Origin of the sequence: Niallia sp. MER 6 (genome assembly GCF_023714395.1) — a bacterium.
Lineage (GTDB): Bacteria > Bacillota > Bacilli > Bacillales > Cytobacillaceae > Niallia.
Window position 1 is genome coordinate 67,975 of record NZ_JAMAUK010000006.1, and the last position, 26,916, is coordinate 94,890.

At 34.1% G+C, this 26,916-nt stretch carries 27 protein-coding genes and 2 pseudogenes; 25 read left to right on the forward strand and 4 right to left on the reverse strand.

Annotated elements, in window-relative coordinates:
- Window positions 1–113: 113 nt before the first annotated feature.
- The 16 genes and pseudogenes from M3600_RS10290 (at window position 114) to M3600_RS10365 (ending at window position 10,539) form a co-directional block, all read left to right on the forward strand.
- Window positions 114–461 (forward strand): T7SS effector LXG polymorphic toxin, encoded by a 348-nt coding sequence (locus tag M3600_RS10290; RefSeq protein WP_251645776.1) that lies wholly within the window; start codon window positions 114–116, stop codon window positions 459–461.
- Complete coding sequence (locus M3600_RS10295; RefSeq protein ID WP_251645778.1) at window positions 421–2,415, forward strand: pre-toxin TG domain-containing protein; 1,995 nt, start codon at window positions 421–423, stop codon at window positions 2,413–2,415. The genes M3600_RS10290 and M3600_RS10295 overlap by 41 nt, the downstream gene beginning before the upstream one ends.
- 12 nt (window positions 2,416–2,427) lie before the next feature.
- Window positions 2,428–2,802 carry an immunity 22 family protein gene (locus M3600_RS10300; protein WP_251645780.1) on the forward strand — a complete coding sequence of 125 codons (375 nt, stop codon included), beginning with the start codon at window positions 2,428–2,430 and terminating at the stop codon, window positions 2,800–2,802.
- A gap of 158 nt (window positions 2,803–2,960) precedes the next feature.
- Window positions 2,961–3,114, forward strand: a pseudogene (locus M3600_RS10305) (recombinase family protein); the annotation flags it as partial.
- Between the two features lie 61 nt (window positions 3,115–3,175).
- Window positions 3,176–3,658 carry a hypothetical protein gene (locus tag M3600_RS10310; protein WP_251645783.1) on the forward strand — a complete coding sequence of 161 codons (483 nt, stop codon included), beginning with the start codon at window positions 3,176–3,178 and terminating at the stop codon, window positions 3,656–3,658.
- A 144-nt stretch (window positions 3,659–3,802) separates the two neighbouring features.
- Window positions 3,803–4,033, forward strand: a complete 231-nt coding sequence (locus tag M3600_RS10315; RefSeq protein ID WP_251645785.1) for a hypothetical protein — start codon at window positions 3,803–3,805, stop codon at window positions 4,031–4,033.
- A gap of 9 nt (window positions 4,034–4,042) precedes the next feature.
- The gene (locus M3600_RS10320; protein ID WP_251645786.1) at window positions 4,043–4,591 is read left to right on the forward strand and encodes a hypothetical protein; all 549 of its coding nucleotides are present in this window, start codon (window positions 4,043–4,045) and stop codon (window positions 4,589–4,591) included.
- Complete coding sequence (locus tag M3600_RS10325; protein WP_251645788.1) at window positions 4,588–4,803, forward strand: hypothetical protein; 216 nt, start codon at window positions 4,588–4,590, stop codon at window positions 4,801–4,803. The genes M3600_RS10320 and M3600_RS10325 overlap by 4 nt, the downstream gene beginning before the upstream one ends.
- Window positions 4,804–5,391: 588 nt before the next feature.
- Window positions 5,392–5,544, forward strand: a pseudogene (locus tag M3600_RS10330) (recombinase family protein); the annotation flags it as partial.
- A 220-nt stretch (window positions 5,545–5,764) separates the two neighbouring features.
- Entirely contained in the window at window positions 5,765–6,193 is a 429-nt protein-coding gene (locus M3600_RS10335; protein WP_251645790.1) for an SMI1/KNR4 family protein, read from the forward strand.
- A gap of 504 nt (window positions 6,194–6,697) precedes the next feature.
- Window positions 6,698–7,306 carry an immunity protein Imm33 domain-containing protein gene (locus M3600_RS10340; RefSeq protein WP_251645792.1) on the forward strand — a complete coding sequence of 203 codons (609 nt, stop codon included), beginning with the start codon at window positions 6,698–6,700 and terminating at the stop codon, window positions 7,304–7,306.
- Between the two features lie 140 nt (window positions 7,307–7,446).
- A complete protein-coding gene (locus M3600_RS10345; RefSeq protein ID WP_251645794.1) occupies window positions 7,447–7,830 on the forward strand; it encodes an immunity 22 family protein in 384 nt (127 codons plus the stop codon).
- A gap of 345 nt (window positions 7,831–8,175) precedes the next feature.
- Window positions 8,176–8,703, forward strand: coding sequence for a restriction endonuclease (locus M3600_RS10350; protein WP_233315177.1), 528 nt, complete (start codon window positions 8,176–8,178; stop codon window positions 8,701–8,703).
- Window positions 8,704–8,738: 35 nt separating this feature from the next.
- Window positions 8,739–8,921 carry a hypothetical protein gene (locus M3600_RS10355; protein WP_251645795.1) on the forward strand — a complete coding sequence of 61 codons (183 nt, stop codon included), beginning with the start codon at window positions 8,739–8,741 and terminating at the stop codon, window positions 8,919–8,921.
- Window positions 8,922–9,129: 208 nt separating this feature from the next.
- Window positions 9,130–10,191 (forward strand): NAD(P)/FAD-dependent oxidoreductase, encoded by a 1,062-nt coding sequence (locus tag M3600_RS10360; protein ID WP_233315179.1) that lies wholly within the window; start codon window positions 9,130–9,132, stop codon window positions 10,189–10,191.
- Between the two features lie 153 nt (window positions 10,192–10,344).
- Window positions 10,345–10,539, forward strand: coding sequence for a hypothetical protein (locus M3600_RS10365; protein WP_251645797.1), 195 nt, complete (start codon window positions 10,345–10,347; stop codon window positions 10,537–10,539).
- Window positions 10,540–10,629: 90 nt separating this feature from the next.
- On the opposite strand, the gene M3600_RS10370 is transcribed toward M3600_RS10365, so the two are convergent.
- Window positions 10,630–10,869 carry a DUF378 domain-containing protein gene (locus tag M3600_RS10370; protein WP_233315181.1) on the reverse strand — a complete coding sequence of 80 codons (240 nt, stop codon included), beginning with the start codon at window positions 10,867–10,869 and terminating at the stop codon, window positions 10,630–10,632.
- A 180-nt stretch (window positions 10,870–11,049) separates the two neighbouring features.
- On the opposite strand from M3600_RS10370, the gene M3600_RS10375 reads away from it, so the two are divergent.
- From M3600_RS10375 to M3600_RS10400, 6 genes are all read left to right on the forward strand, one after another.
- A complete protein-coding gene (locus M3600_RS10375; protein WP_251645799.1) occupies window positions 11,050–11,340 on the forward strand; it encodes a hypothetical protein in 291 nt (96 codons plus the stop codon).
- Between the two features lie 174 nt (window positions 11,341–11,514).
- On the forward strand, window positions 11,515–12,120 hold the full coding sequence (locus M3600_RS10380) for a hypothetical protein (protein ID WP_251645801.1): 606 nt from the start codon (window positions 11,515–11,517) through the stop codon (window positions 12,118–12,120).
- Between the two features lie 249 nt (window positions 12,121–12,369).
- The gene (locus M3600_RS10385) at window positions 12,370–12,636 is read left to right on the forward strand and encodes a hypothetical protein (RefSeq protein ID WP_251645803.1); all 267 of its coding nucleotides are present in this window, start codon (window positions 12,370–12,372) and stop codon (window positions 12,634–12,636) included.
- A gap of 302 nt (window positions 12,637–12,938) precedes the next feature.
- Window positions 12,939–14,342, forward strand: a complete 1,404-nt coding sequence (locus M3600_RS10390) for a glycoside hydrolase family 1 protein (RefSeq protein ID WP_251645805.1) — start codon at window positions 12,939–12,941, stop codon at window positions 14,340–14,342.
- A gap of 23 nt (window positions 14,343–14,365) precedes the next feature.
- The gene (locus M3600_RS10395) at window positions 14,366–15,691 is read left to right on the forward strand and encodes a PTS sugar transporter subunit IIC (RefSeq protein ID WP_237942782.1); all 1,326 of its coding nucleotides are present in this window, start codon (window positions 14,366–14,368) and stop codon (window positions 15,689–15,691) included.
- Between the two features lie 135 nt (window positions 15,692–15,826).
- Entirely contained in the window at window positions 15,827–16,549 is a 723-nt protein-coding gene (locus tag M3600_RS10400; RefSeq protein WP_237942780.1) for a GntR family transcriptional regulator, read from the forward strand.
- A gap of 2,189 nt (window positions 16,550–18,738) precedes the next feature.
- On the opposite strand, the gene M3600_RS29520 is transcribed toward M3600_RS10400, so the two are convergent.
- Window positions 18,739–18,915, reverse strand: coding sequence for a hypothetical protein (locus tag M3600_RS29520; protein ID WP_481858874.1), 177 nt, complete (start codon window positions 18,913–18,915; stop codon window positions 18,739–18,741).
- A 3,289-nt stretch (window positions 18,916–22,204) separates the two neighbouring features.
- Between M3600_RS29520 and M3600_RS10405 the strand changes: the two genes are divergently transcribed.
- From M3600_RS10405 to M3600_RS10415, 3 genes are all read left to right on the forward strand, one after another.
- Window positions 22,205–22,486: a hypothetical protein gene (locus M3600_RS10405; RefSeq protein ID WP_237942778.1), complete on the forward strand. Its 282-nt coding sequence runs from the start codon at window positions 22,205–22,207 to the stop codon at window positions 22,484–22,486.
- 99 nt (window positions 22,487–22,585) lie between these two features.
- Window positions 22,586–23,026, forward strand: a complete 441-nt coding sequence (locus tag M3600_RS10410) for an Imm6 family immunity protein (RefSeq protein ID WP_237942776.1) — start codon at window positions 22,586–22,588, stop codon at window positions 23,024–23,026.
- 199 nt (window positions 23,027–23,225) lie between these two features.
- Window positions 23,226–23,690, forward strand: coding sequence for an Imm6 family immunity protein (locus M3600_RS10415; RefSeq protein WP_237942774.1), 465 nt, complete (start codon window positions 23,226–23,228; stop codon window positions 23,688–23,690).
- Window positions 23,691–24,284: 594 nt separating this feature from the next.
- Here the strand turns inward: M3600_RS10415 and M3600_RS10420 are convergent.
- Window positions 24,285–25,769 (reverse strand): aldehyde dehydrogenase family protein, encoded by a 1,485-nt coding sequence (locus tag M3600_RS10420; protein WP_237942768.1) that lies wholly within the window; start codon window positions 25,767–25,769, stop codon window positions 24,285–24,287.
- Window positions 25,770–25,954: 185 nt separating this feature from the next.
- Window positions 25,955–26,830, reverse strand: a complete 876-nt coding sequence (locus M3600_RS10425; RefSeq protein WP_237942766.1) for a LysR family transcriptional regulator — start codon at window positions 26,828–26,830, stop codon at window positions 25,955–25,957.
- Window positions 26,831–26,916 lie beyond the last annotated feature (86 nt).

Here is a 26,916-nt window from a genome sequence, read left to right on the forward strand (position 1 = left end):
ACTAATTCCCTATTTAAACACCTATCCATCTTTTTTACAATAAAAGGATATGGGATATCCTGGCTATTTATTAAATAAAGGACCTATCATCCGTGTAAAAGAGAGGCGAAAAAATGAAAGTTTTAGATTCATCTAGTTTACGTGATACAATGAAAGGAAGGGCCAAGCACTATAAAGAACTGCGCACACAGTTTACACAGCTGCACAAAGCCTTCCAGGAAATTGTTGATTTAGATGACTTTGAAGGCAAAGGTGCTGAATCAATTAAAGGTTTTTATCAGGGCCAGCTGGAAGTGGTAGAAGCATGGCAGCGGCTGATTGACAGACAGATTGCCTTCTTTGAAGGCGTTAGCGCAAGGATAGAAGATAAAGAATTAGGCGGCCATTCTCGTGTGGAAACAGCTTTTTTAGAAGAAGAGCTTGCACATAGAGAAAGAACGTCGTGCAGACGAAATGATTAGTGAGCAACGAAAAGCGTTAGAGAAAATTTTTAGGGACATTGATGATCTAGTGTCTTTAACACCCTTTTCTCGCTCCCGGTTTGACGATCTGATGATGGATGCAAGCAAAAAACGTACCAAAACGGTGGATGCAGTCGAGGAAGTCGATCAAGAGTTAAAAGACGAATATCTCTCTTCACAAGGAGAAGAGTATTATGTTCAAGCCCTTTTCCAATCTTTAATGGAAGCAACAAGACAAGGAAGCAGTATTTCACCCATCCATTTTGATGCAGAAGCCTATCAATCTAGTGATGCCTATCAGTCCATGGTAGAAGCAAAGACACAAACTAACAGCTATCTCTCCTATAAAAAGGAAGAGAAAGAAGCAAGGGAAATAGCAAATCGCCCATGGTATGAAGACCTATGGGAGGGCACGAAAACCTTCGCCGGAGAACTAACTGGTTATTATGACTACATACGAGCTAAAGACGGAGTTGATCCCGTTACAGGTGCAAAGCTGACGGCAGGACAACGAGTAGCCGCTGGCGCAATGGCAGCCGCAGGCTTCATTCCAATTGTCGGCTGGGCAGGAAGAGCCCTTAAAGGCGGAAAAGGCATTTATTCAGCAACAAAAGCGATTCATACAGCCGATAATGCGCTTGACGCTTATAAAAATGTCCGCACCTTTACTAAACTAGAACAAACAGAAATGGGCATTTATGGCCTTATTTCAGCAAATGGACTATCGGAATATCTAACAGGAAAAGACATGTTCGGCAACAAACTCACAGATGAACAGCGCCAAGCAAGCATTACCCAAAGCATGATTGGTGCAATACCATTTGTCCCATATGCCCCTAGCATGATAAAAGAAGCCGTTCGAATTAGTGAACTACCAGTCCATAAAACATACCAGCTAGTGCAAACTGGATTAAGCAAAAGCCAATTAAAATATAAAGGCTTTCTAACAAATATTTATCAACCTAACAGCCAACTCTCTCCACTTGGTCCAAGTATGGCTATGTTTAAATCACACGATGTAAACAATAACGTAAAGAAAGTTTCCAATCATTCTGTTAAAAGCACCAGCAGAGTAAACACCACTAAGAAAACCGCTGGCGAAACAGAAGTGAAATATGACTTCAGTCAATACGAGAAAAAGCTCGTAGGCAATACATGGGTCCTCAGCAAAAACGGTCGCACAGATCAAGATGCAGCCAAAGCAAGCCTAGCATATAATGAGGCTATAAAAAAGGGAGAAGTCAAGTTAGACAACGAGCCTGATTCAGATATTTACCTCGAACAAATCCAAGCAGCCAAAGAAGGATATAATCTTTGGACTGGAGAAGGGTTATCGAAGCTAGAATCTAATTCCATTATCTTTAGCAGTTTAATTGGGAGTGTTTATGGTTTTAGAGGCGGGAAGATTTCTGGTAGGTCGATTAAGGTTTCTAAGGGTGATTTGGGGAAGATAAGGGAGAAGGTAAAGGGAAATAAGGCTAATACTGAAGTTACTAAGGGTATAGATAATGTTAAAGATATAACTAAATTAACTGTTGATGATATACCAACTGCAAAGAGTGGGAATTTTAATAAATTCTTCAATTCCCTTACAAGTAGTGAACTAGACGAACTTTGGAAAGATAAAAAGATTAGAAAGAAAATTGAACGTCAACTTAGAGAACCTGGAGGTTTACATGAGTGGCACTTAGTTTCAAGGGCTCCGCAATTTAAGTATTGGAATATTGGTGCTGAAGAGATTAAAGATTTAAGAACAGCTATATCCGATGTTAAATTTGTAAATCCAAACGGTGTTCATGGAGGATTAGGCTCAACTAAAGCACATAATGAATTGTTAGCAATAATAGATACTTCTAGCGACTATAATACATTTGTTAGACGACTTAATAATTGGGCTAATTATAGATTAGAGGGTGGCGTTTCGTCTTTACCACAAGGTCTAAGATTAAAGTAGGAGGATACTATAATGGAAAAACAAGGATGGGTTTCAATTTGGTTAGGGAATATTAACGATGAGGACTCAATAGGAGAGTATGTTGATTTAACGTATGATGAGGATGGCGAGTCTGTTCCTTCCCAATTCTTTATCGATTTTAATATTGATATGGATGAAACAGATGAGGATACTATAGAAAAAGCGGTCTATAAGAATAGTAGTAGTGATATTTCAGCTTTATTAGATGGGTGTTCGTATGAAGAAATTGTCATCCCAAAAATCCAGAAAAGTATAAACCTAAAGAAATCATATAATGCAGTAATTTTAATATATAATTTTGAATATAAAAATGAAATTAGTTCAACAGGTGCTTTTGATTTTATTGCTGCTACAAATTATGAGTAAGAGAAATCTTAAAGGTATGGAGAATTGATTTAGTTGATGGTTAACTTAGAAATTACTTATCTGGTAGGGTTGCTTTATTATACAGATAAAATTATTTAATCAGCCAGTTAAAAAAAGTAGATAATCCACTAATACTCCATTACTTTGCTGCCAATTAAGGAATTAGTGGCGCAAAACTAAATGAAGAAGCATTAGAAATTGACAGGGTGGGCTTACAGAAATTGTTGGCTCACCTTTCGTCAGTCCAAGTTGATTTTGTGGTGGTGCTCAACACAAGGATTATGGAGTTCAGATATTGTAAAAGTGTTCATATAAAGGCTCCCTGACAAATATTTATCAACCTAACAGCCAACTCTCTCCACTTGGTCCAAGTATGGCTATGTTTAAATCACACGATGTAAACAATAACGTAAAGAAAGTTTCCAATCATTTTGTTAAAAGCACCAGCAAAGAAAACACCACTAAGAAAACCGCTGGCAAAACAGAAGTGAAGTATGACTTCAGCCAATACGAGAAAAAGCTCGTCAAAGCCAGCCTAGCATATAATGAGGCTATAAAAAAGGGAGGAATCAAGTTAGACAACGAGCCTGATTCAGATATTTACCTCGAACAAATCCAAGCAGCCAAAGAAGGATATAATCTTTGGACTGGAGAAGGGTTATCGAAGCTAGAATCTAATTCCATTATCTTTAGCAGTTTAATTGGGAGTGTTTATGGTTTTAGAGGCGGGAAGATTTCTGGTAGGTCGGTTAAGGTTTCTAAGGGTGATTTGGGGAAGGTTAAAGAGAAGGTAAAGGGAGATAAGGCTAAGACTGAAGTTACTAAGGGTACGGGTGATGATGTAGTAACATATTGACGAGTTCAAGGTGGAGAGGGTACTAAGTCAAGCCAACAGCGTATACAAGTAAATGAAGATGGTACAGTAACAATACCCAAAAAAGATACTGATTTAAATATAAGTATAGATAATGGGGAGCATTCAAATTACTTTAAAAATGAAGTGAGAGGCGGAAATGCTGATATTGTTGAATTAGACGTTCCAAGGTGGTTTGACGATTTCTTAAAAGAAAATACAATACCTCAAGCTGGATACAAATCAAATCCTTTAAACCAAGGTGGAACAGCTCCAAAACTCGTAGACCCAACAAAACCAGGCTATTCATTTGAAGTTCCAGCACCTTGGGGTGAGTGGATAGAAGAGCATGCGAAAAATTCGCGAATAAAAAAATAATAAGGGGAGTTGAGTAATATTTTATTAGAACCTAAAGCGCTGGAAAATATTATAGTAGGTTTATTAGTTGATAATAGTTTCAAGTGGTATGTTTCGCCAAAAAATTTATGGTTTCTGGATAGGAAAAAGCAAGCAGACGCATATAATAAGAAATTTAAAGAAATTGGACTTAAAAATATTGGAAACTCCATAGAGGAAGATGATGAAAGGAAAGGTATAGAAGTTCTAGATGACCGTTCATTTATAGAGTTTATTCCAAGAATAGATAAGTATTCAGTTTCAACCGAAGAATTAAGAGAGTTACTTAAATTAAATATGCTTACTAAATTAAAAGAGGATACATTTTACAGTTTTTTACCTTCATTATATGTAAACCTTGATAAAAAAGAACTATACTCATTGTATCCAGAACCAGCCTCCTACGAGGATTTTGTACCAGGAAATTGGAGGGGGATCTATGAGGACTTTTTGTCGAGGATAGATAGGGAAGATAAATACTGGTATGATGAAAACGGAATTGATTTATTAAATTTTGAGAATAGTGGTGGAAAGATATGAGTGGAAATAAAATAAGTATACTATCTGAAAAGTTTGAGAATGAAAAAACTGGTGAACAAGTCGAAGGTATAACGATTATGATAGATGGTAAATTAAAAAGTATGTTAGACATCATCATTGAAAAAGAGGGTGGATATAATAACTATACAGAGCTAATTAAAGATTTAGTGTTTGATGGTATAAATCAATTTGTTGAAAAGCATAAGAGGTAGAAAACAGCTTTATTCAAAGCGATTGAACTGCGGCCATTTAAAGTTTCAAACCTATTGGCGATAACCCGTGTCTTAAAATTCATAGAAGAAAGAGATAGTAACAGCTAATTGGATTTTTTATTATAAAGGTCTTCATAAAGAGCACAGTTAAAATATATAAATAGTTTGAATGAATTCGATTACCTTGATTGGCTATATGCCTTTCAAGGTATTTTATTTTAATTTATATTAAATCAGCTGATATTTAAGTGAGAAAATAAGAGAATGATTTGCTTGAGAATCGAGAGCTCATGATGGTAGTACCATCATGGAGTTTGGTTTTAATACTTGGATAAAGTGACAAGTACGATAAATAGGCGAGATGACATTTTACATGGTAGGGGTACTTACGATATGTAATGGCTACAAACTAACGAGATCGTACATGCTCGTGGCGAAAAATAATGGGTAACGTATAAGAGTGTTTTTTATTTACTTTGGCTCATAAATATTGGGTTGTATTTTTACTAGAGACGGTCGTATAATACTCGCTATTCGTTTAAAAAGCGTTACATTAATTTTAATTTTCGTAACGGGAAGGGTGAAAAGTTGAACGTTGTTGGGTATATACGAGTCTCCACTCAAGGGCAAGCTAAAGAGGGATATAGCTTGAAATATCAAGAAGATGAAATTAATGCATACTGTGAAGAACAAGGCTGGAACTTGATCCATATTTTTAGAGATGAAGCAGGTAGTGTTGCAACATTGCATCATTCACAACAAAAAGGTGTTGGACCATTATATGAAGCTTCAACAAGGTACCATAATATCGCTAATGCTAAAAGAGCTCCACTACATCCTTATAAAGGAAAGTTAAACCCATTTTATCCAATGGATGAGACAACTAGAGGAGCGTTTCAAAAAGTAGATTCTATTAATTATTGGAAAATACGAGGAGAAGAAGCTTTAGGAGGAAGATAATATGAGCATATTGCCTGAGAGACTAGATGAAGTTCTAGGAGAAGAAATATATAAACGTGAAGATAGCAATCTAGTACAGGATGCTTTAATAAGGCTAGGTGTAAAAGCATCGGATACTTTCCAAGAATTTTATATCCAGTATGCAGGACCTTTTTGGGAAGAGCATGTACCCTTTGAATTACTAGATATAGCAGATGAAGAAAACAATATTGAATCATACACACTCATTTCTAGAAAAGAACATGGTTTTCCGAAGCAATATCTGGTTTTAAGTGAAATGTCAGCAAATGCTGTATTAGTACTGGATACTGTAACAGATAAAGTTTATATAGTTAATTTTGAGGGTGGAGATGAACTACTTATTAAAGGTGAATTAAAGGAAAGTTGGTCATCGTTTTTTGATTTCTTGAAGACATATTTTAATTGTTAATTATGGTCCAATAAAAGTTAATTCAGAGAGAAACTTAAAACCTTGATTGGCTTAATATGCCTTCAAGGTTTTTTGACTTTAAGAACTTTATGGTTAAAACAATATCACTTTTGAATCAAAAACTCATGATGTAGCAAACTTACGAGATTGGTTGCAGTGACATATAAAAAATACAACCACACTTACTACATGGTTTATATTTGCACACGAGAATGACAAAGCAAGTAAAGCTAAAGGTGGCAACATACAAACACATAAACTTAGTAACAAAAAGGAAAGATGTGTGAGAAATATAAACAATGCTTAAATAAAATTCAGAGCTCATGAAGGTAGTACCATCATGGAGTATTGATTTTATATTTGGATTTTGAGAGAAGTACGATAAATAGGCGAGAGGACATTCTAAGATGGGTGAGGTTCCTGTTAATGTTAGAATGGAAATGCTAGAAAAAGAGAAACATGCTAGAGAAGCTCTAAAGTAGCTATAGAAGAGAGGTTGAAGAAATGAAGAAATTTGAAAAGATTATTATGGGAAAAACCATTATTATGACTGCCCAAAAGGAATTAGAACCTCAAATAGAAATTTTGTTTGCTAAATTAGAACTGGTAGACCGTAATAAATTAATTCATGGATTCTCTTTACAAGTTGGTTGGTCCGTCTATTATTTACATGAGAGAGAAACCGGGAATTTTATACTGACTTCTCCAGATTACTCTAGAAATCCATTTGAAGATACAACAAAAGATTTAACTTTAGCACTGTGGGTACAATTAGATCAAGGTCATTTTTTGAGAAAGTTAAATGTTGATGGTTTATCAATAAAATTTAGTGATAAAATCATACTTTCTAAAGGTGTATTAGAACTCGAGAAAATATATTTACAAAGAAATGGAGATGTTGAAGTAGGAGATTCAGGTTGGTATATAGGTCCTGTAGAGGATGATAATACTATAGAGTTGTATGCTTTATATGCTTATCAACTACTAAAAATTAAACCAGAGATTATACAAGTTCTTGCTTTACCAAATGACTATATGGTTGTTTTTGAGAATAATGAAATACAAGCAGTATTAAACGAAAACGATGTAGATGTTTTTAAAGACTCTTTATAGATTTTATTTATGGGAATTTTAAAAATAATTAATTCAGTTCTTGACAATGATAGTTTTGTTAAAGGAGTAAACAAATAGACTAGTAACAGATTGAAGAATGTTGTTATGGATTACCAGATGGCTTTAGGAGGAAATAAGATATGAAAAATTATGTTTCTTTGTGGTTGGGAAACTTTACCGAATTTGATGAGGTAGAAAAGTATATAGAAGTGAAATATGATGAAGATGGAGATAGTATTCCTTCAACTTTTGAAAGGGAATTTAAAATAGGCTACTATGATAGAGATTTAATAGAGAAGGATTGGATACTAGATGCTAAAGATAATATAAAAGAGCTATTAATGGGTTTTTCATATGATGCTCAGCTGATAAAGCTGTTTATGGATGTTAAATTATGTTCTAACTACAATACCATTATTTTGATTTACAACTACAATTATATTAAAGATGGTAAATCTATAAATTCAGTAAACAATTATGAATACGAACTTAATTTTGTAGGTACAGCTGAATATGTAGATTAATACTCGGAGTAATTTATTTTCCAACTATTGAACTAACCCCACTAAATTGGCTAAATAAAATTAGTGGAGCAAGTGAAAGAAGCAGTAAAAGCAAAATAACATATCATTAATAAAAACCTTGATTATCCAAACTATCAAGGTTTTTATTAATAATTTTCAAGAGCCCATAAGTTATAAATCTAATGATAAGCTATCAGTTATTTACAGAAATGCAGTGTTAAAACCTAAAAAAAACTATTAGAAGTTTGAAACGGGTGAATACAAATACTAGAAACAATATTTTAGAAATTCAATGGTAAATATATGCTATTATATATAGGTAATTAGTATTGGGAGGAGATTGTTTTGCCAAGTTTTTCAGAATCTTTTGGTATGGGATTTGATTTGTTTTGGGGTATTTTAACTGCCGATCCAGCTTTGACTTTTGGATTAATAGTGTTTTTTGGAACAGGGCTATTGTTAGTTTTTATCATTAACCTTATACAGTACAACAAAATAAAAAGATCAGGTATTTTGGAAATAGATAAGATGAAAGGAAGCCTTTTTGAGGATTATCTATATACTTTACTAAAGTCAAAAGGGTATGTAGTTAAAAAGACACCTGTCACAGGGGATTATGGTGCTGATTTAGTTTTACATGGCAATAATAAAAAAATTATCGTTCAAGCAAAAAGGTATAAAAATAAGGTAGGGATTAAAGCTGTTCAAGAAATTGCAGCTGCAAAAAGCCATTATAAAGCAGATGAGTGCTGGGTAATAACGAATAATTATTATACGAAACCTGCAAAAGGGTTAGCGACATCAAATGATGTCAAACTTGTTGACCGTGATACTCTTATAAAGTGGATGAATGAGATGAGAAAAAGCGCTTAAATACTGAAGGACTTATAAATCAGAAGGAGTATTATATGAAAGTAAGAGAAGTTCTAGAAATATTAAAGGACTTTAATCAAAATACAGAAATTAATGTACTTCTTCCGCTAGCTAATCGTCCGTATGGTGGAGGAAACTTAGAACCGATACATAGTGTTAAACATGTAGTTGATCAAGATATAAATAAGATTAAATTTAGATCCAGGCATTGGAGATGAAGGTCGTTTTCAAGCCTATTTAAATGAAAGAGAAAAGCAACATCTAGATAAGCAATTAACAATAGAGGTGTTAGTTTTTTAGATTTACACTATTCCCAAAGTGTATTTGCGGAAAATATCAGAAACAGATACAATTAAGTAGATTGCTTGATTTACTTTTATGTTTTGATTTATGTATCTAAATTTGCTGACAAGGTAAGGTGTTTACATGAAGAAACTAGTAATATTAGGCGGAGGTTACGGCGGGTTCCAGATACTGCAGGACCTATTAAATAAACAATTACCAAAAGATGTTCAAATTACTGTAATTGACCGGAATCCCTACCATTGCTTGAAGACCGAATTCTATGCTTTAGCTGCTGGAACGGTGTCTGACAGACAAGTAAGAATGACTTTTCCTAAACATGACCAAGTGGACTATGTGTGGGGGGAAGTAATTAAAATTGACAGTGATAAAGATGAAATCGTGATGGCAGACAGAACAGAGCCAGTTCCTTATGATTATTTAGTCATTGGGTTAGGTTGTGAAGACAACTATCACAATGTGGAAGGCGCAGAGCAATATTCAGAAAGTGTGCAGACTATCTCTAAAGCAAGAAGAGCGGCACTGGCAGTGAATGAATTAAAATCCTACCAGCATGTTGCCGTCATTGGTGCAGGGTTGAGCGGAGTGGAAGTGGCTTCAGAAATACGCGAAAGCCGTCCAGATTTAAACATCAGCCTTTATGACCGAGGTAAGGCAGTACTTAGTCCGTTTGCACCAAAAGTTCAACAATATGTTGAAAAATGGTTCAAAGAAAACGATGTTAATATCATTCACCAAGCTAATATCGAATACTTGGAACAAGGCGCAATCTGCAATAATGGTGTCTGTACTTCAACAGATGTAACCCTATGGACTGCCGGTGTGAGACCAAATCGGTTAGTTCGTGAGCTTCCTTTTGAAAAGGACAGATACGAAAAGGTTATTGTTAATAATTTTCATCAAGTTCCAGAAAAACCTTCTGTATATGTAGTAGGTGATTGTGCATCCTCCACTTTCTCACCAAGCGGACAATTAGCACAGCATCAAGGAGAACAAATCGCCAATATCCTCCATGATATCTTTACAGGCAGAGAACCAAAAGCACCTGGAGAAATCAAACTAAGAGGAACATTAGGATCACTAGGCAAAAATGATGGTTTCGGCAACATGTTTGAAAAATCATTCACAGGACTTTTGCCAAGACTCGCAAAAAGCGGAGTGCTGTGGCTGCATAAGAGACATTAATAGTGAATATAAATTAGAGGGAAAGCATCTGCGCTTTGCCTCTTTTTTTAAGCTTTTGTAAAGCTTCTATGAAGAGAAAGGTATTTAAGAATCCTCCACCGAATTATTGGTATAAAGTAAGGGGTCAATATATTGAAAAAAGGAGATGCAATCATGCAAGATAGACAATTTTTATTTCAAGTTTGGCGTTGGATTGATCAGGCACAAAGAGTAAACGAGAATGCTAACGGGAAGAAAATTGTAGCACTGCCATTAAACGAATGGGAAGAGCTAAGAGCAGAAATGTTAGAAATCATTAATGAAATGAATGGACCAGTAACGAATGAAGAGGCTTTAGAAGTCCGTTAATACATATAAAAACTATCAGGCATCCAAGTGGATGCCTTTTTGCATGATTCAAAATAAAATGAGCTGGCCAATTGACCAACTCATAAGTAATTAATGGTTTGTCGTGTAATTACGCCCAGCTTCCAAGCTTGTTCTGCTATTATTAAGAATACTGATGCTGATTAGACCTGATATACCAACTAGAATAAAGATAAATCTGGACATCCCAGCATCCTCCCCACCAAAGATTGCTGCAACAAGATCAAATTGGAAGAAGCCGATTAAGCCCCAGTTGATGGCGCCGATGATGCTTAGAATTAGGGTGATTTTTTGGAGAATGGATAAAGACATTAATAGGACCTCCTATGAAAAGTTTTAAGTTCTTATACTATGTATATACACTTTTTTGAGAAGCTTGAAACAGCTAACAGGTCCAATAAACCTTCAAAACGCCTGATAATTTATTGTAATAACATACAGAAAGAGATATTCTATAAATACTTAATAGTTTTATACAAGGAAGGATCAAATATGGAAAAAACAATCGCAACACTACAAAAGGTACAACAATCAGCAGTGAAATTAGAAACAGTTCTTCATGAACTATGGAGCCTTGTCGGAGAACTGGAAGAAGATGCCCAATTCATTGAACTGATGGAAAAAGCGAAAAAGAAAGGTTCAGATAAAAGCTTAGCTGAATTAAGTGGACTGATAAATCAACTTGAAAACGGGCTTGGACAAATACCGGAAGACGGGACAGTGGCAATTGATTTGGAGGATCATTTAGAGGAGATTATTGAGTGGGTTAAGAATAATAAATAAAATAAACCGTATATACTTTCATTTTATATATCTTTCGTTTATTAAGGATATATAAATTATATACGACTTTCTATTGTTAGTGGTAATAATAGAAGTAGAGACCTCCTTTTTGGAGGTTTTTATTATATTTATATAGAACTTAGTAAAGAAATAAACTCATAGGAGTATGGGAAAATGGATTTAGGTGCTATCTACAAACTAGTCGAAACAGAATTTAAAGTGATTCAAAGTGAAAAAGATGTGGTTTGTGTTGCTCCGATAAGTGGAGAAAGCTATCCTGAAATTACTGTTAAATTAACATTCAATAAAGTAAGTAATCACTATGTGCTATATGAAGTTGTTAGAGGAAAAGAATACAAAGTAGATGTATTTTCAGATGAATATAACTCTGTATTGGCATTATATATCTTTTCGAAAAGTAAGTTAGAAGTTAGAAAATATGATGTAAACGTTGAAAATGAAATTGAGGGTGCAGACTCCTTAAATTATGTGCAAAAGACTCTCAAAACCCATTCAGATGAAAAGTGTTATTCTTTTTTAGAAGTAAAGCCAGATCGAATAATATTAGAAAACACAAATGATAGATATAATGTTTTATTTTTAGGGAAAAATGACTCTAAGATTTATATAGATAAATCTAGGGAATTGAATAGTGCCGCCATAGTTTTATATCATTTTTCTTGCAAATTAAGCCAATTTTATGAACTTATTAATAAGCTTGAAATAAAAACGGATTCTGATTTTATAGATAACCTAAAAGAATTATATCTTTTAGGTTAAGAAATGCAAATATATATGTTACAGAACAAATTTCTAAAACTGAGTGTTTATCCATCAGGCCTTTGTAAACACTATGCAAACTAGTAGAGTACAGAATTATATGAACCATAACAGGATTGTGTAGGCACAGTATACTATAAACTGGTGCATTACTAGAATGCGATGGAAGCCCCATATACTACTACAAGGATGACACCCCTGAATGGATAATAGAGACACGAGAGGTTCCGAGTAGATAGGAGAATAAAAATGGATAAGAAAAAGCAGTTAATTGACCAAATAAAAGTAGTGATAAATAAATTAGAAGAAGAGTATGCTAAAGATATAAATAGTGGTGTTTTGAAGCTTCTATATTCAAGATATAAGAAGGCGTTAGAAATATTAGAAAATAATGAGGATATTAAAAGAATAAATATTTTAGGTGGTGTACGAACATATATGGATAGCTATAATGACTATCAAAACACACTTTTAGGAGAATTGCATAAGGCTGAAAAGCTAATAAAAGAATTATGATGAAAGTATTTGTTGATATTTTGCTAAACCATTAATAGATTGATCGCATAGTAAAAGTTAGAAAGATTAATGCAATTAAAAAAGGGAAGGCTCATAAATTTCAAGAGCCTTCCCTTTTTTATTTTCAATGGATAGCTAGAGTTGTTAAAAATGGTCAGTCGATATGATTATCTTGATGCATGTAATTCAGTTAATTCGAAAAAATATATTTGTATTTTCAAATTATAAAAATTGTATTTACAAATTTTAATAAAGCGCTTACACTAATGGTGTAAATATTTGAAATAAATGGAGGGTGAAAAATGGCAGACAGGTTAAAAGACGGTTTTTTATGGGGCAATTCTGTTTCTAGTATGCAGACGGAAGGAGCTTGGAATGTAGGCGGTAAGGGATTATCGGTTTATGACACTCGTGAAGCTTCTGAGTTTGCATCAGATTGGAAAGTAGCAACAGACAGTTATAACCGCTATGAAGAGGATTTTGATTTTATGCAGCAGCTCGGCATGAATTGTTATCGCTTTCAAATTTCCTGGAGCAGGGTTAATCCATCTGGTGACGGTGCTTTCAACGAAGAAGGAATCGCATTCTATGACAAATTTATTGATGGATTAATTGCACGTGGAATTGAACCGATGATTTGTCTTTATCATTTTGATATGCCGCTTCATTTGGCTGAAAAGTATAATGGTTTTGTCAGCCGGGAAGTGATGGATGCCTTTGTCCGGTATGGAAAGGAAATGGTTGACCGCTTTGCTCATAAGGTAAAGTATTGGATCACTTTTAATGAACAAAACCTCTATCATATTCCTGAAGCATTCAGAATCAGCGGCTATTTAAGCGGCGAGAAAACATTGGATGAGCTTTATAAAATTCAGCATCATGTTATGATGTCACACGCTAAGGTTGCCAACTATATTCATGATAATCATGAAAATACATTAATCGGCGGCATGCTTGCTTATATGGAAGTCTATCCAGCCACCTGCAAACCAAAAGATATCCTCTATGCCAGAAAGGTTGACGAATTTTTCAACCATAACCTCCTAGAAGCATTTACATTCGGAAAATATTCAAGAGAAGTTTTGACCTATGTCGAGCGTGAGAACATTGATATGGGCATTCAAGCAGAAGATTTAGAAGAGCTGTCCAAACTTCGAAGCGACTTCTTATCCTTTAGCTATTATGCCAGCACTACGATCAACACTGACTTGGTTCCAGAGGGAACAGCAGTCAATTATTATATGCATCATGGCAAACAAGATAATCCGTATCTAGAGACAACGGAATGGAATTGGCAGATTGACCCGCTTGGATTCCGTGACGTCATAAATAAGATGTATGACCGCTACAAATTACCAGTTTTCCCGATTGAAAATGGCATCGGTGTGATTGAATCATGGGATGGTCAAAACGAAATCCAGGATGATTACCGCATCGCCTATCATAAGGAACATTTCCAAGCCATGAAAGACGCGATTTTTATTGATGGAGTCGATGTGATTGGATATTTGGGCTGGGGATTAATAGATATTCTAAGCTCGCAAGGTGATATGCGCAAACGCTATGGTGTAGTGTATGTCAATCGAGAAAACCATGATTTGAAAGATATGAAACGTGTACCGAAGAAAAGCTTTTGGTGGCTACAGAAAGTGATCAGCAGCAACGGGGAAGACCTCGAGCCATTGGAGAACAAAGTGAATCAATAAAAATAACGAGAAGGTGAAATGGTATGAGTAAAGGTCAAAGTGACACTGCTGAAAAACTGTCGTTTATTGATAAATTCACCATGTTTGCCGCCAAATTAGGCGGCCAGATTCATCTAAGATCCTTAAGAGATGCATTTGCAGTCATCATGCCGCTGTTTATTTTAGCAGGGGTAGCAGTGCTGGTTAATAACGTCATCTTTCCATGGTTTTTTGAAGGAAATACACTAGCAAATGCCCAATACTGGGGAACCACCATCACTAATGGTACTTTAAATATTGCCGGCCTTTTGCTTGCTCCAATGATTGCTTACAGCTTATCAAGAAATCGGAACTTTAAGGATCCCTTGGCATCTGCAGCAATTGCGTTAGCAACACTGGTCATAATGATGCCCAATACCGTTTCGCTGACTCCAGTCGGCGAAGATAAAGCAGTTGATATTACAGGCGTTCTGACATTCGGTAACCTTGGAACAACAGGGATGTTTGCTGGAATTATAATCGGCTTGGTAGCGACTGAAATCTTTATTAAAGTTTCTAGTATTAAGAAGCTGGCAATTAGTCTAGGGGACAATATTCCTCCAGCTGTGAGTAAATCGTTTAATGTCATGATTCCCGCCATCTTGGTATTATCCTTATTTGGTGTGATCTCATTAATTTTAGCAGTAGCATTTGACACTAACTTAATTTCGTTAATTTCCAATATGATTCAAGAGCCATTACGAAAAATTAATACGAGCTTGATAGGGACAGTAGTCATTTACAGTATTGGAAACTTCCTGTTTTCTATCGGCATTCATCAAACAGTTGTAAATGGCGCATTACTCGATCCGCTGCTACTGGCCAATATGAATGAAAATATGCTTGCTTATGCAAATAACGAGGCAATCCCACATATTATCAACAGCTCTTTTGTGCATACATTTGGCATGATTGGCGGTACTGGTAGTACAATTTCATTGATTCTCGCTATATTCCTATTTGGAAAAAGCAAGCCAGGAAAGGATATCGCCAAGCTAGCTACAGGACCAGGACTGTTCAATATTAATGAGCCAGTTATTTTTGGCTATCCAATTGTCTTCAATATTCCAATGATGATACCATTTGTACTCTTGCCAGCCATTGGCATCATCGTCACTTATTTTGCCACAGCTGTCGGGTTCATCAGCAAGACGGTCGTTTATATTCCATGGACAACACCGCCGCTGTTAAGCGCGTATCTGGCAACAGCAGGCGATTGGAAGGCTGTACTTCTGCAGGCTGTGATTATCATCGGTGGTGCTTTCCTATACCTGCCATTTATGAGAATAAGTGAACGGGTCAGCCAGATGAGCAACGACAAAGCAGCATAAAATACTTTAGGTATCTGTATTAATCATGTTATGATACTAATATAGGGAAATCGACCAATAATTGGCGATTTCCTTTTTTTAAAAAGCAAGCCAATGCCTTTCTAAATAATAAATTCATTCTTTGAGGTGTAAAAAATGGTCAAGTATAAAGATATTGCCGAACAAATTCGAAATAGAATCATCAACAATGAATATGATGCATCAAAACCCCTTCCAGATCAGGAAAGGTTGGCAAAAGAATTTGGCACGAGCAGAGTGACTATTATAAAAGCCTTAAATTTATTATCAATCGAAGGCTTAATATACAGTAAACAAGGATCTGGAACATTTATCAGAAAAAACGCCTTACAAATGTCCAAGCTCGATTCAAGGGCAGATGAATACGTAGGAGTAACAGAACAAATAAAAGGCAACGGTACGATTTCAAGCGTTATTATCACATTCAACGTTCGCTTTCCAAACGAAGACGAATGCGAAAAACTGATGATCTCCAAAAGCCAGCCTATATATGATATTATCCGCTTCAGACTGTTAAATAAAGAACCATTCTTAATCGAGCATACAATAATGCCAGTGCACGTAATCCCAAATATAACAGAAGAAATTCTCCAAAAATCCATCTATCATTACATAAAAAACGACCTAGGCTTAACAATGCTCGGAGCCAACAGGCGCATCCGCGCAGACCAGCCAGATGAATTGGATCAGCAATATTTAAAGTGTACAGAACGAGATCCTGTCCTTGAAGTGATACAAGTGGTTTATTTGGATAATGGAGTTCCGTTTGAATATTCAAGAACTCGGCATCGGTATGATATGGGGGATATTTTGGTGGTGGATATGAAGTATAAGAATTGATCATTAAAGTGATTCGAGTTTTTCGAAATTATTATAATAATGTAATTAAATTAACGTATAGTATACAGTTATACAAATTCTTGCCGAGTAATTATTTCAGAAAAGGAGTAAAGAACAAATACACCTATTTCTCCTAATTGTCACACCAAAAAAACATTTATGATTTATTAACAAAATTACCGAATATTCTTGAATACAATTTAAACGATGATGAAGGATTAGAGGGATTGAGAAATATACGGTAGGTAACTTAAATTATAGCTTTCTTGATTTTAGCCATATGTGGACAAAGTATAGTGGCATACAACCTTTGAATGGATTAAAGTAATTCACTTGGATATTAGAAAATATCCTGGTCCATTCTCCGATGTAGAGATAGATTTTGAAACCCTGACTATGAAAAATATTACGAGATGTATGGGTGAATCTGATAAAACAAAAGCTATTATTCCGTTGACAGAAGAGAAGTTAGATTGGTTTCACTCAGAATTTATTCATTGGGATTTTGTCAACTGGATCGAAGAATATTATTAATATGGTTTGGATCGAACTCAATGAAATGTTAGGATCCAATACGACACATATTGCGAAATAAATACAGGAAGTAATTACTTTCCTAAAGAGTGGACAAAATTCCGTAAAGCAGTTACTGATTTAAACAGTACTAATATTTATTAAATTACTTAGAAACATGAAGCGGATAGATTTTGGGAAGTTCGATTACTATTTCTAAGGATAGAAAAATATTATAGAAAAAAACTTATTGGAATGAGGACCATGCTTTCTCTAGAACAGGAGTGAGAGATATTAAATTCATATTCGTAATTTGGAAATAAAATTAGCGATGACAGATACAACTATAAGTATAGAAATAAAAATAAAAAAATGGCACGCAAATTGTCCATGTAGTTAATAGCTATATAAGTAGTAAGGAGAAATATAATTCTTAAAAAATATGAAATAGTCAATAGAAGTTGGTTTACCATTAAGGAGTTGAATGAAGAGGAAATCAGAACAAAATGTATTGGTTTTTGGTAACCCTTTTTTGGTACATCCATAATATGCTATTCAATTTTCCCATAGTATATATTTATTTTTCTAGTTTAAATGCTTTTACCAAATATATAACCCAATAGGTTTACCTTTCAATCACCTCTTGAATTGACTCCATAAATTTAGTCATTGTTATTTTATAAGGCAGTTTCCAGGGCATAAGTTCGATTTTTAATTGGACTTATGCCCTTTTATTTTAACTTAATTCGAGTGTGATTGTAGCAATAAAACTAGCCTTCCAAATCTTGTTTAAAATGGTCCATACTTTAAAATTATGCAGATAGTTTTTTTGAAACCTTCATTATATTTTTGGCTTTGTTATTAAGTTCCATACGGACACATCATTCCATGAAGTGCATTGTAAGGACTTAACTAAGTTGTGTACATAAAACTATACTAACACCAATTTGTTAAATCGAGAAAAGATATAATTCAGGGGACTTTATGTAATGGATTAAAAATTTCAAGCGTATTAGAAACAAATTTATTGGAGAATAAGCAAACCTTTGGCTGGTCCCCTTAATAAATTGCTTAAAAACGATCTGATATAAAAATAAAATTATTGAACTAAGTTCCCCAATAAATTTAATATTATATTGATTCGTTTCCTATATATTTCTTCCTCTAGCTTATATATAATTAATCTGCCAATAACTTTCCTACATCATCTTCCGAATCCAGAATATGAATCTTTCTAAGGCATGGTGGATCAAGTGCCACTGTAATATAAATATTATATTCGCCACCTCTATCTAACCATTTATTGTGATGACTTTCTAAGTAAAATCTCCCTTTTTTATCAAGAAAAGGTGCTGGGTTTTAACTGAGGTGGCAAACACCTTTAGCCCTACGTTTGAACATTTCAGAAACATACGGGTCATGATCAAAAGTATTTGTAAGTTGTATAGCGTTGACCTATCTGATCAGCATTTTTAGCTCGATTATAAAGTGTTTTGTCATTAAATTTTTGAGCCTCTTTCTCTTTAGCTGCTTCTTTAATCCTTTATAAATCCTCTGATATAATGAACTTATTTTCCTACAACACGTAGTATTTTTCGGCCTGCTTGAACCTCCGTAAAAGGATTCTGCACAAGTTCAACTTTTTCCTTTAAAACATGTTTGCCTGTTTTAAATGTTTAAAACAAATAAACGTAAATACCATTCGATCTGGATTCATTTAAGGTTTTATTTTGGACAATATAAATGTCTTGAGTTCCTTCTTGACCAATTCCGGTATATAAAAGTATTTCTTCCCCATCCTCATTTATTATCCACTTATCTTCATAAATGCCTTTAGTATGATCCGAAAAGATTAATGCGTGTTAGTTGGAAGAGGACGCCACATCCCTCCTTGTATTGAACATTTAAATGCTTTAGCATTTCATTAATATGATAAACCTTTCTAAAGATCAAGTCATAAATACCACGTTGTTGATCTTCTATCCAAACTTTTATTTCTTCAATATCATAACGTTTTGATTTTCCTATTTGATTAACGGGTAGGCCATCCTTTTCCGTTCGGTGTAATGTTGAACGAGATATTAAAAGTTCATCTTGTAGTTGTTATGAATCTATTAATAAATATAACTATCCTATTAAATGTTTCTTACTAATGTTTCTAAGATAACTTTATTGTTGTTTCAGTATAAGCTTTGAGATACTGATAAAGAGTAATTGAATTATTAATTTTTAATAATAGTATTCAATTGGTTTAATCTAAATAGTTATCATATTTTTCATGATTATACTAAAAAAAGTAATAATTAATTTTTAGTTTAAATACTTTTCCATACTCTGAAAAGATGCATCCTTTTTGGTTTAGTATTATTAATTAGTCCAACATACGTTTTGTTTCCCAATCTAAGGTATAAGGTAGTAATAAGGATAGTCTTTGGTAATGCTATCTTAATTTGTTGAAATACTTTACTATTATTTTAAACAAATTAGTGATTCTACAGTTAACAGCCACTTTTTAGTAATATACTGAGACACTATTATTTGTATATATTTTGGATTTATTGTGTATGATGCAATGTAGAATTAGATCATTCTATATAATAAATAATGAGATATAATAATCGATTATGAGTATATCTCTAAAGATATTTGGGTATATCTCCTGTATATCTATGCTATATCTACACTATATCTCAGTACAAAAATGTGATATCACTTAATTTAACAGGAAACGTAATAGGAATGGGTATTTGTAATACTTTTTTTGAAAGTGATATCATACTTCCTTATGCTCTTTAATAAAAAATGGATTTTTTATTAAAATTTTTCAAAAGACATAAATTATTAGTTAGGAAGTAAGTTATATAATTGTGTGCTTTTAAGAATCTACTCAGATCTTTTTCTGAAGTTTTTTTCGCTACTTTCTTTTGTACAATACTTACGGAAGCTATAAAAAGTATATGGCGGGATGACCATGGATGATAGGATTAAAGCACCTTATTAGGATAAGTTACTAATCTGAATGTTCTTGGGAAATATTTATTATTTAATGTTGTACCTTGACTTATAGAAACTGATATAAAAGATATTCCTATCATAATTAGTTATAGCCACTCAAACGCTAACTTGAAGTGAAGTAATATCCTAATAAACTGGTTAAGTATTTGGAACAGCAGCAAAAAAACAATGTTAAATATATTATACAAATTCTTAGTAAAAGACTAATAACAAAAAAGTACATTAAAAAATAAATAATAGTAATAAGAAAATGAATCGGATAACTACAGTAAATATAAGGCTAGTATAATAAACATATTAAACTAAAGGAGCTTGGGATTTTACCAGGTAAAGCAGAACTTTTTCAACCGAATTTAAACTTCCAATTAGTAAAGCAATGGTAAGTAATAAAGGTCCCGTAGTGATATTTTCGAAAATAAAAAATAAAATCTTACGCTTTAAATCATTGGATTAACACTATTGCCTCTCTAACACTACTCGCATTTGAATTGAATGATTTATTTGAATTCACGAGAAACTAGGTAACTTAACGCCATTGGAATTCAAAAAATTGGCCTTTATAAAGTTGTCCATTTTTTGGTGTTAATATTTTAAAATGGTAACTATTAAAAAAGAAAGGAAATGCTTTAAGTGGAAGGTTTTCTATAACTAATACCATATAATAAAGAATAGCGAATTAACATTGTTTTAATTTTGGGTATTTTTATTCTTATATTTCTAAGATGGTTAAATATGAGTAATTATTATAAAAATGAATAGCATCATGCTATTATAGAAATCATATTATGAATGATCTGCGATCTGCAAATTATAACTCAAAATGCTGAAAATGGATTTTAAATTCATTTTTGCCCATATTATTATCAATTAGAAGTGATTAAGCCAATATTCTACTTTGTTTTCCTATGGCTACTTCTTATAAATAAATAAGGAATATATTTTACGCTGAACTTGTGTAAACTACTCCTTAACAGCATTCTAGAAAATTAAAAATAAATATCTTACGAGGGTCCCTGAATAGTAATATAAGGGTAGGGTTCTATTAAGTTTTTAGTTTTAATGATATTAGGAAATGAGTACTACTTTGTTTTCTGCCTTTTGCTGATATGGAAGAAGGTTTAATAAAAACATTCCAATATAAACTATATTTCTCTGAGAATAGATGTAGACAATAACAGTAACATTTAATGAAGATATATATATTAAGTGAAGAAATTCATGTGGATTTTTCACTTGAATTACTTATTATTTTACTTTAATGATTTAATAATTGTATTTGTCATAATAGAAGATGAACGAATGAGATAAGAAATACAAATTTAGTACTTTGAAAAAACTCCTAACTCTATCATGTAGAATGCAACAACCTAGAAAAAATAATGTTAATTTAGTAATCAGTAAAGTTGCAAAGAGAAATTGAAAAATAAAGCAAATATCATTTAGTATTAATATTATGCCTCTATTCATAGTTTAATTTAGTCACCATCTGAAGATCAAGAGTTGAACTTGAAACACGTATAAGCTACAAAAAGTAATGTCATTAAATGACTGACAGCCTCCAAAATGAATCCCATTACCTCCGCTTAATAAACATATTTATGATAACCACTATGCTTTAGATATTTTTTATATTTTATCAGATACTACTTGAGAAAAAATGAATGGTAATATGTTTTTAAAAAGCAACTTACTATTATTTAAAAAAATTTTGCAAACATTTTATAACACTTCGTGAGATTAACTTATAGCTATAAACGATTATTCCAAACTAGAACACTATAGGAAACTCAAAGCTTAGTGTGAAAGTTAAACTTATTTAATCAATAAACCTTGAGGGATAGTGTGAATTTTAAAAATAGAAGAACTGTAATCCAGTACCTTCTAAATGTAAAGAGTTAGTCAATATACTATTCTAAAGAAACCTATACACTTTTTTTACCTGCGTATTATTTCCGACGTATAAGACATCAGCTCACGCCTAATACGAGACACATTCACAGGTTAAAAAGATAAGATACAATCACTACAAACAGATAATTTGAAGTGGACAACTAGAGAAAATGAATACCTAATTAGAGAAGAGGTACCAATTCATTTTAATCACGATAATGAAGGGGAAGGTACAGAATGAAGTTGTACTATAAAGAAGAGTACCTAGGTGACATTCATGATGCCAATAGAGAAGGTGCTTGGGTATATGGAACATTCAAACCTGCAGCAAACATCGAAAAAATTAAAACAATCTTAGAAACTTTTACGAAGGAAGACCATGAGTTTGCAGTAGACCAATTTAATGCAGAATGGTTAGATGAAAGTAACTGGTTTATTGCTGATGAACAGGGTGATAAAAAAGAAATTGAGATTCCTGCTGTTTATCCAGATGGTGAAATAAATTGGCGTTGGAGATAAGACTGAATAGTGAAGGAGTTGCTGTTGGCGGCTTTTAATACTTGAAAAATTACGAAAGACTATGCAGTAGTGAAGTTGAGTGATTGGTAGGGAATTACTATGGAAAAACACATATTTAGCCACTTATCAGATGAAGAAAAAGTACTCTTTTTTATTCTGTTATCAAAAGAAATTTTAAGCGACTTTTCACAAAATGCCCTTTTAAAAAGTTTGGAATGGGTAAAAACCAAACAAGAAATGGGTTATGAACTTTATAATCTATTGGATGATGAAGAGAATGGAATCACAATTATTCATGAGATGTCCGAAAATGGGAAAGAAAGTGCTGCGTGGAATTGTATTATTGACACAGTTGCTTATACAAGTCGAAAAGCAATGGAAAAGGAGGGTGTAGAATACTTTCCAGAACCAATTGCCCTAGTGGATGATACACTAGTGGAACATTTTATTAGCTCTATTAAACAAGTTAAAGGTGATTCGGGTGATTCTACTCTGCTTATAAAGAAAACGTTCGAGCAACTTTTATCAATTTTAGATTAAGCGTAATATTTATTAATTTATATGTTTATTAGGCTGCTGATAGCAATGGACTAAGACATTTTTTAGATAACACTCCTAAAAAGGTGCAGACGAGGTACGAAGTAGGTTATTAGGGCAACGACCTTCTAGAGCTATTATATTTTAATTGCATATTGTGATAATTTCAGCTGGAAAACAAATTAAATGAAAGGAGCGTACAATGGTAGATAATTTAAAATCATTAGATACAGCTAAACAGGTTGCGTTTTTATTAGGATTAAGTGAAACAGTAGTTGATATTTTAAAAACTTCTCCCAATTATGATTCTGTAACCAATGCTTTAAAAGTGGCATGGGAATGGTTAGAAGAGAAAAAGCACACAGGAGAGGATATCTATTACCTGTTAGACGATGGAACAGAAGAAAAAGGTCTTTTTATGCAAATGCAAGTTGAAGTAGATAAGAAAAATGAATTAGTATTTGGCTGTATTGTAGATGCTGTTTCTTTTGTGTGTTGGAAAGCATATCAAAATAAGGGTGTAGAATATTTGCCAACCCCAATTGAGAATGTTGATGAGGGAATTGTACAGCAATTTCTAGAGGGATATTTCCTAATAGATGAAAATAATAAAAAAAATGCAGAAAGTTTACTTGAAAGAGTTGAACTTCTTTGTAATGAGATATAGTTATGATGTTTATAGAAGTTGTGGATAATGAAGTAAATCCTATGAAGAAATAGAGCAGTATTCTATTTAATGTATAGGGGACAAAGGATTATTTTGTTGATTTATGTATTTTAAAAGCGCTACAAAACATTAAATTATGAGCAAATGACAGCATTTTTAATGTTGTGTACACAGTTAATTGAGTCTATAACTATTAAAAATGTAAATAACATTTGATGATGAATAAATTTGGTTTTGTTAAGTATTGAAATCTGGATATAAAGAAGGAGTGATTAGTAAGAACTTATGAAAAATAAATCTAAATTTATAATGAATTTTATCCTAATAATCCTATATGTCGTTGTTTCAATCTTTGTATTAGTAGTTTACGCAATTAAAGATGATTTGTCAGAGGTTTATAAAGCTTTCATTCCTCTAGCTATTACAGGCATAGCATGTTTCATATTGAATAATAGTAAAGAGAAAGATACTAAAGAAGAAATTTAGGGGAGTTCCTAACTAAAGGTACTTCTCTTTCTTATATATTGATTCACTTAATTATTCGAGAATGAAAGAAGGTACTGACCCCAGTACCTTCTAAACTAACAATTAACACTAATCTAAAGAAACCCAAACACTCTTAACCTCTGTATAATTCTCCAATGCATAAGACCCCATCTCACGTCCAATGCCAGACTGCTTATACCCTCCAAACGGAGAAGCAGCATCGAATGTATTATAACAATTCACCCAAACTGTTCCGGCTCTAAGCTTACTCGCAATATAATGTGCTTTCCCAACATTCTGCGTCCACACACCCGCTGCCAAGCCATACTCACTGCTATTAGCTCGGTTGATTAACTCATCCAAATCATCATATGGCATCGCTGAAATAACCGGCCCAAAGATCTCTTCCTTCGCAATCGTCATTTCATCTCGCACATCAGCAAATATTGTAGGTGAAACGAAGTAACCCTGCTCCTGTGGTTTATTACCGCCGACTACAAGCTGTGCACCTTCATTCAACCCTTTTTCAATATAACCAAGTACGCGATTCTGCTGCTCAACAGAAACAAGCGGACCGATTTCTGTATCTGCATGAATACCAGCGCCTTGTTGAATATTTTTAGCATGGGATGCCATATCAGCAACCACATTATCGAAGTGTTTCTTTTGGATAAACACGCGGGAACCTGCACAGCAAACTTGGCCTTGGTTAAACATAACCCCGTTTAGGGCACCAGGAATTGCCTTTGATAAATCAGCATCAGGCAAGATAATATTCGGTGATTTACCGCCTAGCTCCAATGTAACACGTTTTAATGTTTTAGAGGCATTTGCCATAATTAGTTTTCCGACTTCAGTCGAACCGGTAAAGGCAATTTTATCTACTAATGGATGATCTACTAGCGGCTGGCCAGCTGTTTCGCCGAAGCCTGGGACGATGTTGACGACTCCTTCTGGGAAGCCGGCTTGTTGGATTAATTCTGCGAGGTAAAGGGCTGACAGTGGTGTTTGTTCAGCTGGTTTTAGGACGACGGTACAGCCTGTTGCGAGTGCGGCGCCGAGCTTCCACATGGCCATTAGGAGCGGGAAGTTCCATGGAATGATTTGCCCGACAACTCCGACTGCTTCATGGCGTGTGTAGTTTAGGAATGGTCCGCTGACTGGGATTGTCTGGCCGACGATTTTTGTGGACCAGCCTGCGTAGTAGCGCATATGCTCGACTGCCAGCGGGATATCGGCATTGGTTGTTTCGCGGATTGGTTTGCCGTTATCTAATGTTTCGAGCTGGGCTAGCTCGGCGCTGTTTTCTTCCATTAAATCTGCGAGTTTGTACATGAGGCGGCTTCTCTCTGATGCACTGATTTTGGACCATGGGCCTTCATCGAATGCTTTGCGGGCTGCTTTGACGGCACGGTCGATGTCTTCTGGGCCTGCTTCGAAAACAGTTGCTAAAACCTCTCCAGTTGCCGGGTTGTATGTATCGAAGGTTTTTTGTGAGGTGCTTTCAACAAATTCACCGTTAATAAATAGTTTTTTCTGGCCGTTTAGGAATCTTTCCACCTTTTCTTTTAGCACTCCAGATAATTGAGTCATCTAACTCCTCCTTATTTTTTTGGAATCGCTTACAAAAGTAATGTTAACACTGTGAAAATAAGGAAACAACACTTATTTATATAAAAATTCTGATAATATTTGACAAAAACAAGCATTTCCTTGTAAGTTAACAGATAAATATCTACATATTTCAACATAATAAAAGTCATTGAAGGTTAAAAGCTTCAATGACCTTGTGATTCATCAATCTGTTCTTCAAAAAAACCAACGAGAAAATCGAATAGTGACTTCTCCACATTGGTAAACGAATGCCCGCTTGGAAAACATAAATAAATCGTCCGTTTACATTCAGGTTCCCTTATATGCAGCAGTTTAAGTGGATCCTGCCTGACATTTTTCCACAGGATTGAAGGGATGAAGGAGATGCCTAATCCTTCTTGAATTAGTCCTCTAACTGTAGCTGGATCATCACTTTCGAAAATAATATCTGGTTCGTAATGGACTTGTTCAAAAAATTTATTGGTTGTGTGCCGCAATGGTTTTCCACTCGTTAAGCTGATAAACTTTTCTTTTTCTAAGTCCTTTAAAGAAACAGAGTCTAAATGGCTTAGCGGATGGGAGATAGGAACACCCAGTAATATTTCTTCTTCCAGTAAGACGATATGCTCGTTACCTTCTAATGGCTCAGATGTGATGGCAAAATTATAGGAAATACTTTTATTTGTATGCTGTGTTAGATTAAAGCGTGTTTTTGGAAACTTAGTTCGAAACTGCTGAAGTAGCTTCGGCAGCAGCATCGAACCGACTGTTACATAAAGGGTAATCGTATCCATTTGCCCATTTTTTATGTCTTTCATTTCTGAAACGCCTTGTTCAAGGGCATAGAGTGATAGATTTACCCATTTTAGAAACTTTTCACCCGCTGAATTGAGAAAGATATTTTTTCCTTTTCGATCAAACAGCTGCATATCTAGTTCTGTCTCAAGCCTGCGAATCATTTTACTGAGGGCAGGCTGTGATATTAATAGTTCATTGGCAGCATGGGTGATATTCTCATGCTTTGCTGTTACTTGGAAATATCTTAACTGCAGTAAATCCATATGTAATAATCTCCTTATAACCATTTGGTTATTAATAGTGGCCGAAAATATATTTTTATTTTTTATTGAAACACATTAAAATAAAG

Bases quoted from the DNA above. Each gene is read 5' to 3' on its own strand.
- M3600_RS10290 (WP_251645776.1), top strand. From the start codon at position 114: ATGAAAGTTTTAGATTCATCTAGTTTACGTGATACAATGAAAGGAAGG.
- M3600_RS10300 (WP_251645780.1), top strand. From the start codon at position 2,428: ATGGAAAAACAAGGATGGGTTTCAATTTGGTTAGGGAATATTAACGAT.
- M3600_RS10310 (WP_251645783.1), top strand. From the start codon at position 3,176: ATGGCTATGTTTAAATCACACGATGTAAACAATAACGTAAAGAAAGTT.
- M3600_RS10325 (WP_251645788.1), top strand. From the start codon at position 4,588: ATGAGTGGAAATAAAATAAGTATACTATCTGAAAAGTTTGAGAATGAA.
- M3600_RS10335 (WP_251645790.1), top strand. From the start codon at position 5,765: ATGAGCATATTGCCTGAGAGACTAGATGAAGTTCTAGGAGAAGAAATA.
- M3600_RS10340 (WP_251645792.1), top strand. From the start codon at position 6,698: ATGAAGAAATTTGAAAAGATTATTATGGGAAAAACCATTATTATGACT.
- M3600_RS10345 (WP_251645794.1), top strand. From the start codon at position 7,447: ATGAAAAATTATGTTTCTTTGTGGTTGGGAAACTTTACCGAATTTGAT.
- M3600_RS10355 (WP_251645795.1), top strand. From the start codon at position 8,739: ATGAAAGTAAGAGAAGTTCTAGAAATATTAAAGGACTTTAATCAAAAT.
- M3600_RS10360 (WP_233315179.1), top strand. From the start codon at position 9,130: ATGAAGAAACTAGTAATATTAGGCGGAGGTTACGGCGGGTTCCAGATA.
- M3600_RS10365 (WP_251645797.1), top strand. From the start codon at position 10,345: ATGCAAGATAGACAATTTTTATTTCAAGTTTGGCGTTGGATTGATCAG.
- M3600_RS10370 (WP_233315181.1), bottom strand. From the start codon at position 10,869: ATGTCTTTATCCATTCTCCAAAAAATCACCCTAATTCTAAGCATCATC.
- M3600_RS10375 (WP_251645799.1), top strand. From the start codon at position 11,050: ATGGAAAAAACAATCGCAACACTACAAAAGGTACAACAATCAGCAGTG.
- M3600_RS10380 (WP_251645801.1), top strand. From the start codon at position 11,515: ATGGATTTAGGTGCTATCTACAAACTAGTCGAAACAGAATTTAAAGTG.
- M3600_RS10385 (WP_251645803.1), top strand. From the start codon at position 12,370: ATGGATAAGAAAAAGCAGTTAATTGACCAAATAAAAGTAGTGATAAAT.
- M3600_RS10390 (WP_251645805.1), top strand. From the start codon at position 12,939: ATGGCAGACAGGTTAAAAGACGGTTTTTTATGGGGCAATTCTGTTTCT.
- M3600_RS10395 (WP_237942782.1), top strand. From the start codon at position 14,366: ATGAGTAAAGGTCAAAGTGACACTGCTGAAAAACTGTCGTTTATTGAT.
- M3600_RS10400 (WP_237942780.1), top strand. From the start codon at position 15,827: ATGGTCAAGTATAAAGATATTGCCGAACAAATTCGAAATAGAATCATC.
- M3600_RS10405 (WP_237942778.1), top strand. From the start codon at position 22,205: ATGAAGTTGTACTATAAAGAAGAGTACCTAGGTGACATTCATGATGCC.
- M3600_RS10410 (WP_237942776.1), top strand. From the start codon at position 22,586: ATGGAAAAACACATATTTAGCCACTTATCAGATGAAGAAAAAGTACTC.
- M3600_RS10415 (WP_237942774.1), top strand. From the start codon at position 23,226: ATGGTAGATAATTTAAAATCATTAGATACAGCTAAACAGGTTGCGTTT.
- M3600_RS10420 (WP_237942768.1), bottom strand. From the start codon at position 25,769: ATGACTCAATTATCTGGAGTGCTAAAAGAAAAGGTGGAAAGATTCCTA.
- M3600_RS10425 (WP_237942766.1), bottom strand. From the start codon at position 26,830: ATGGATTTACTGCAGTTAAGATATTTCCAAGTAACAGCAAAGCATGAG.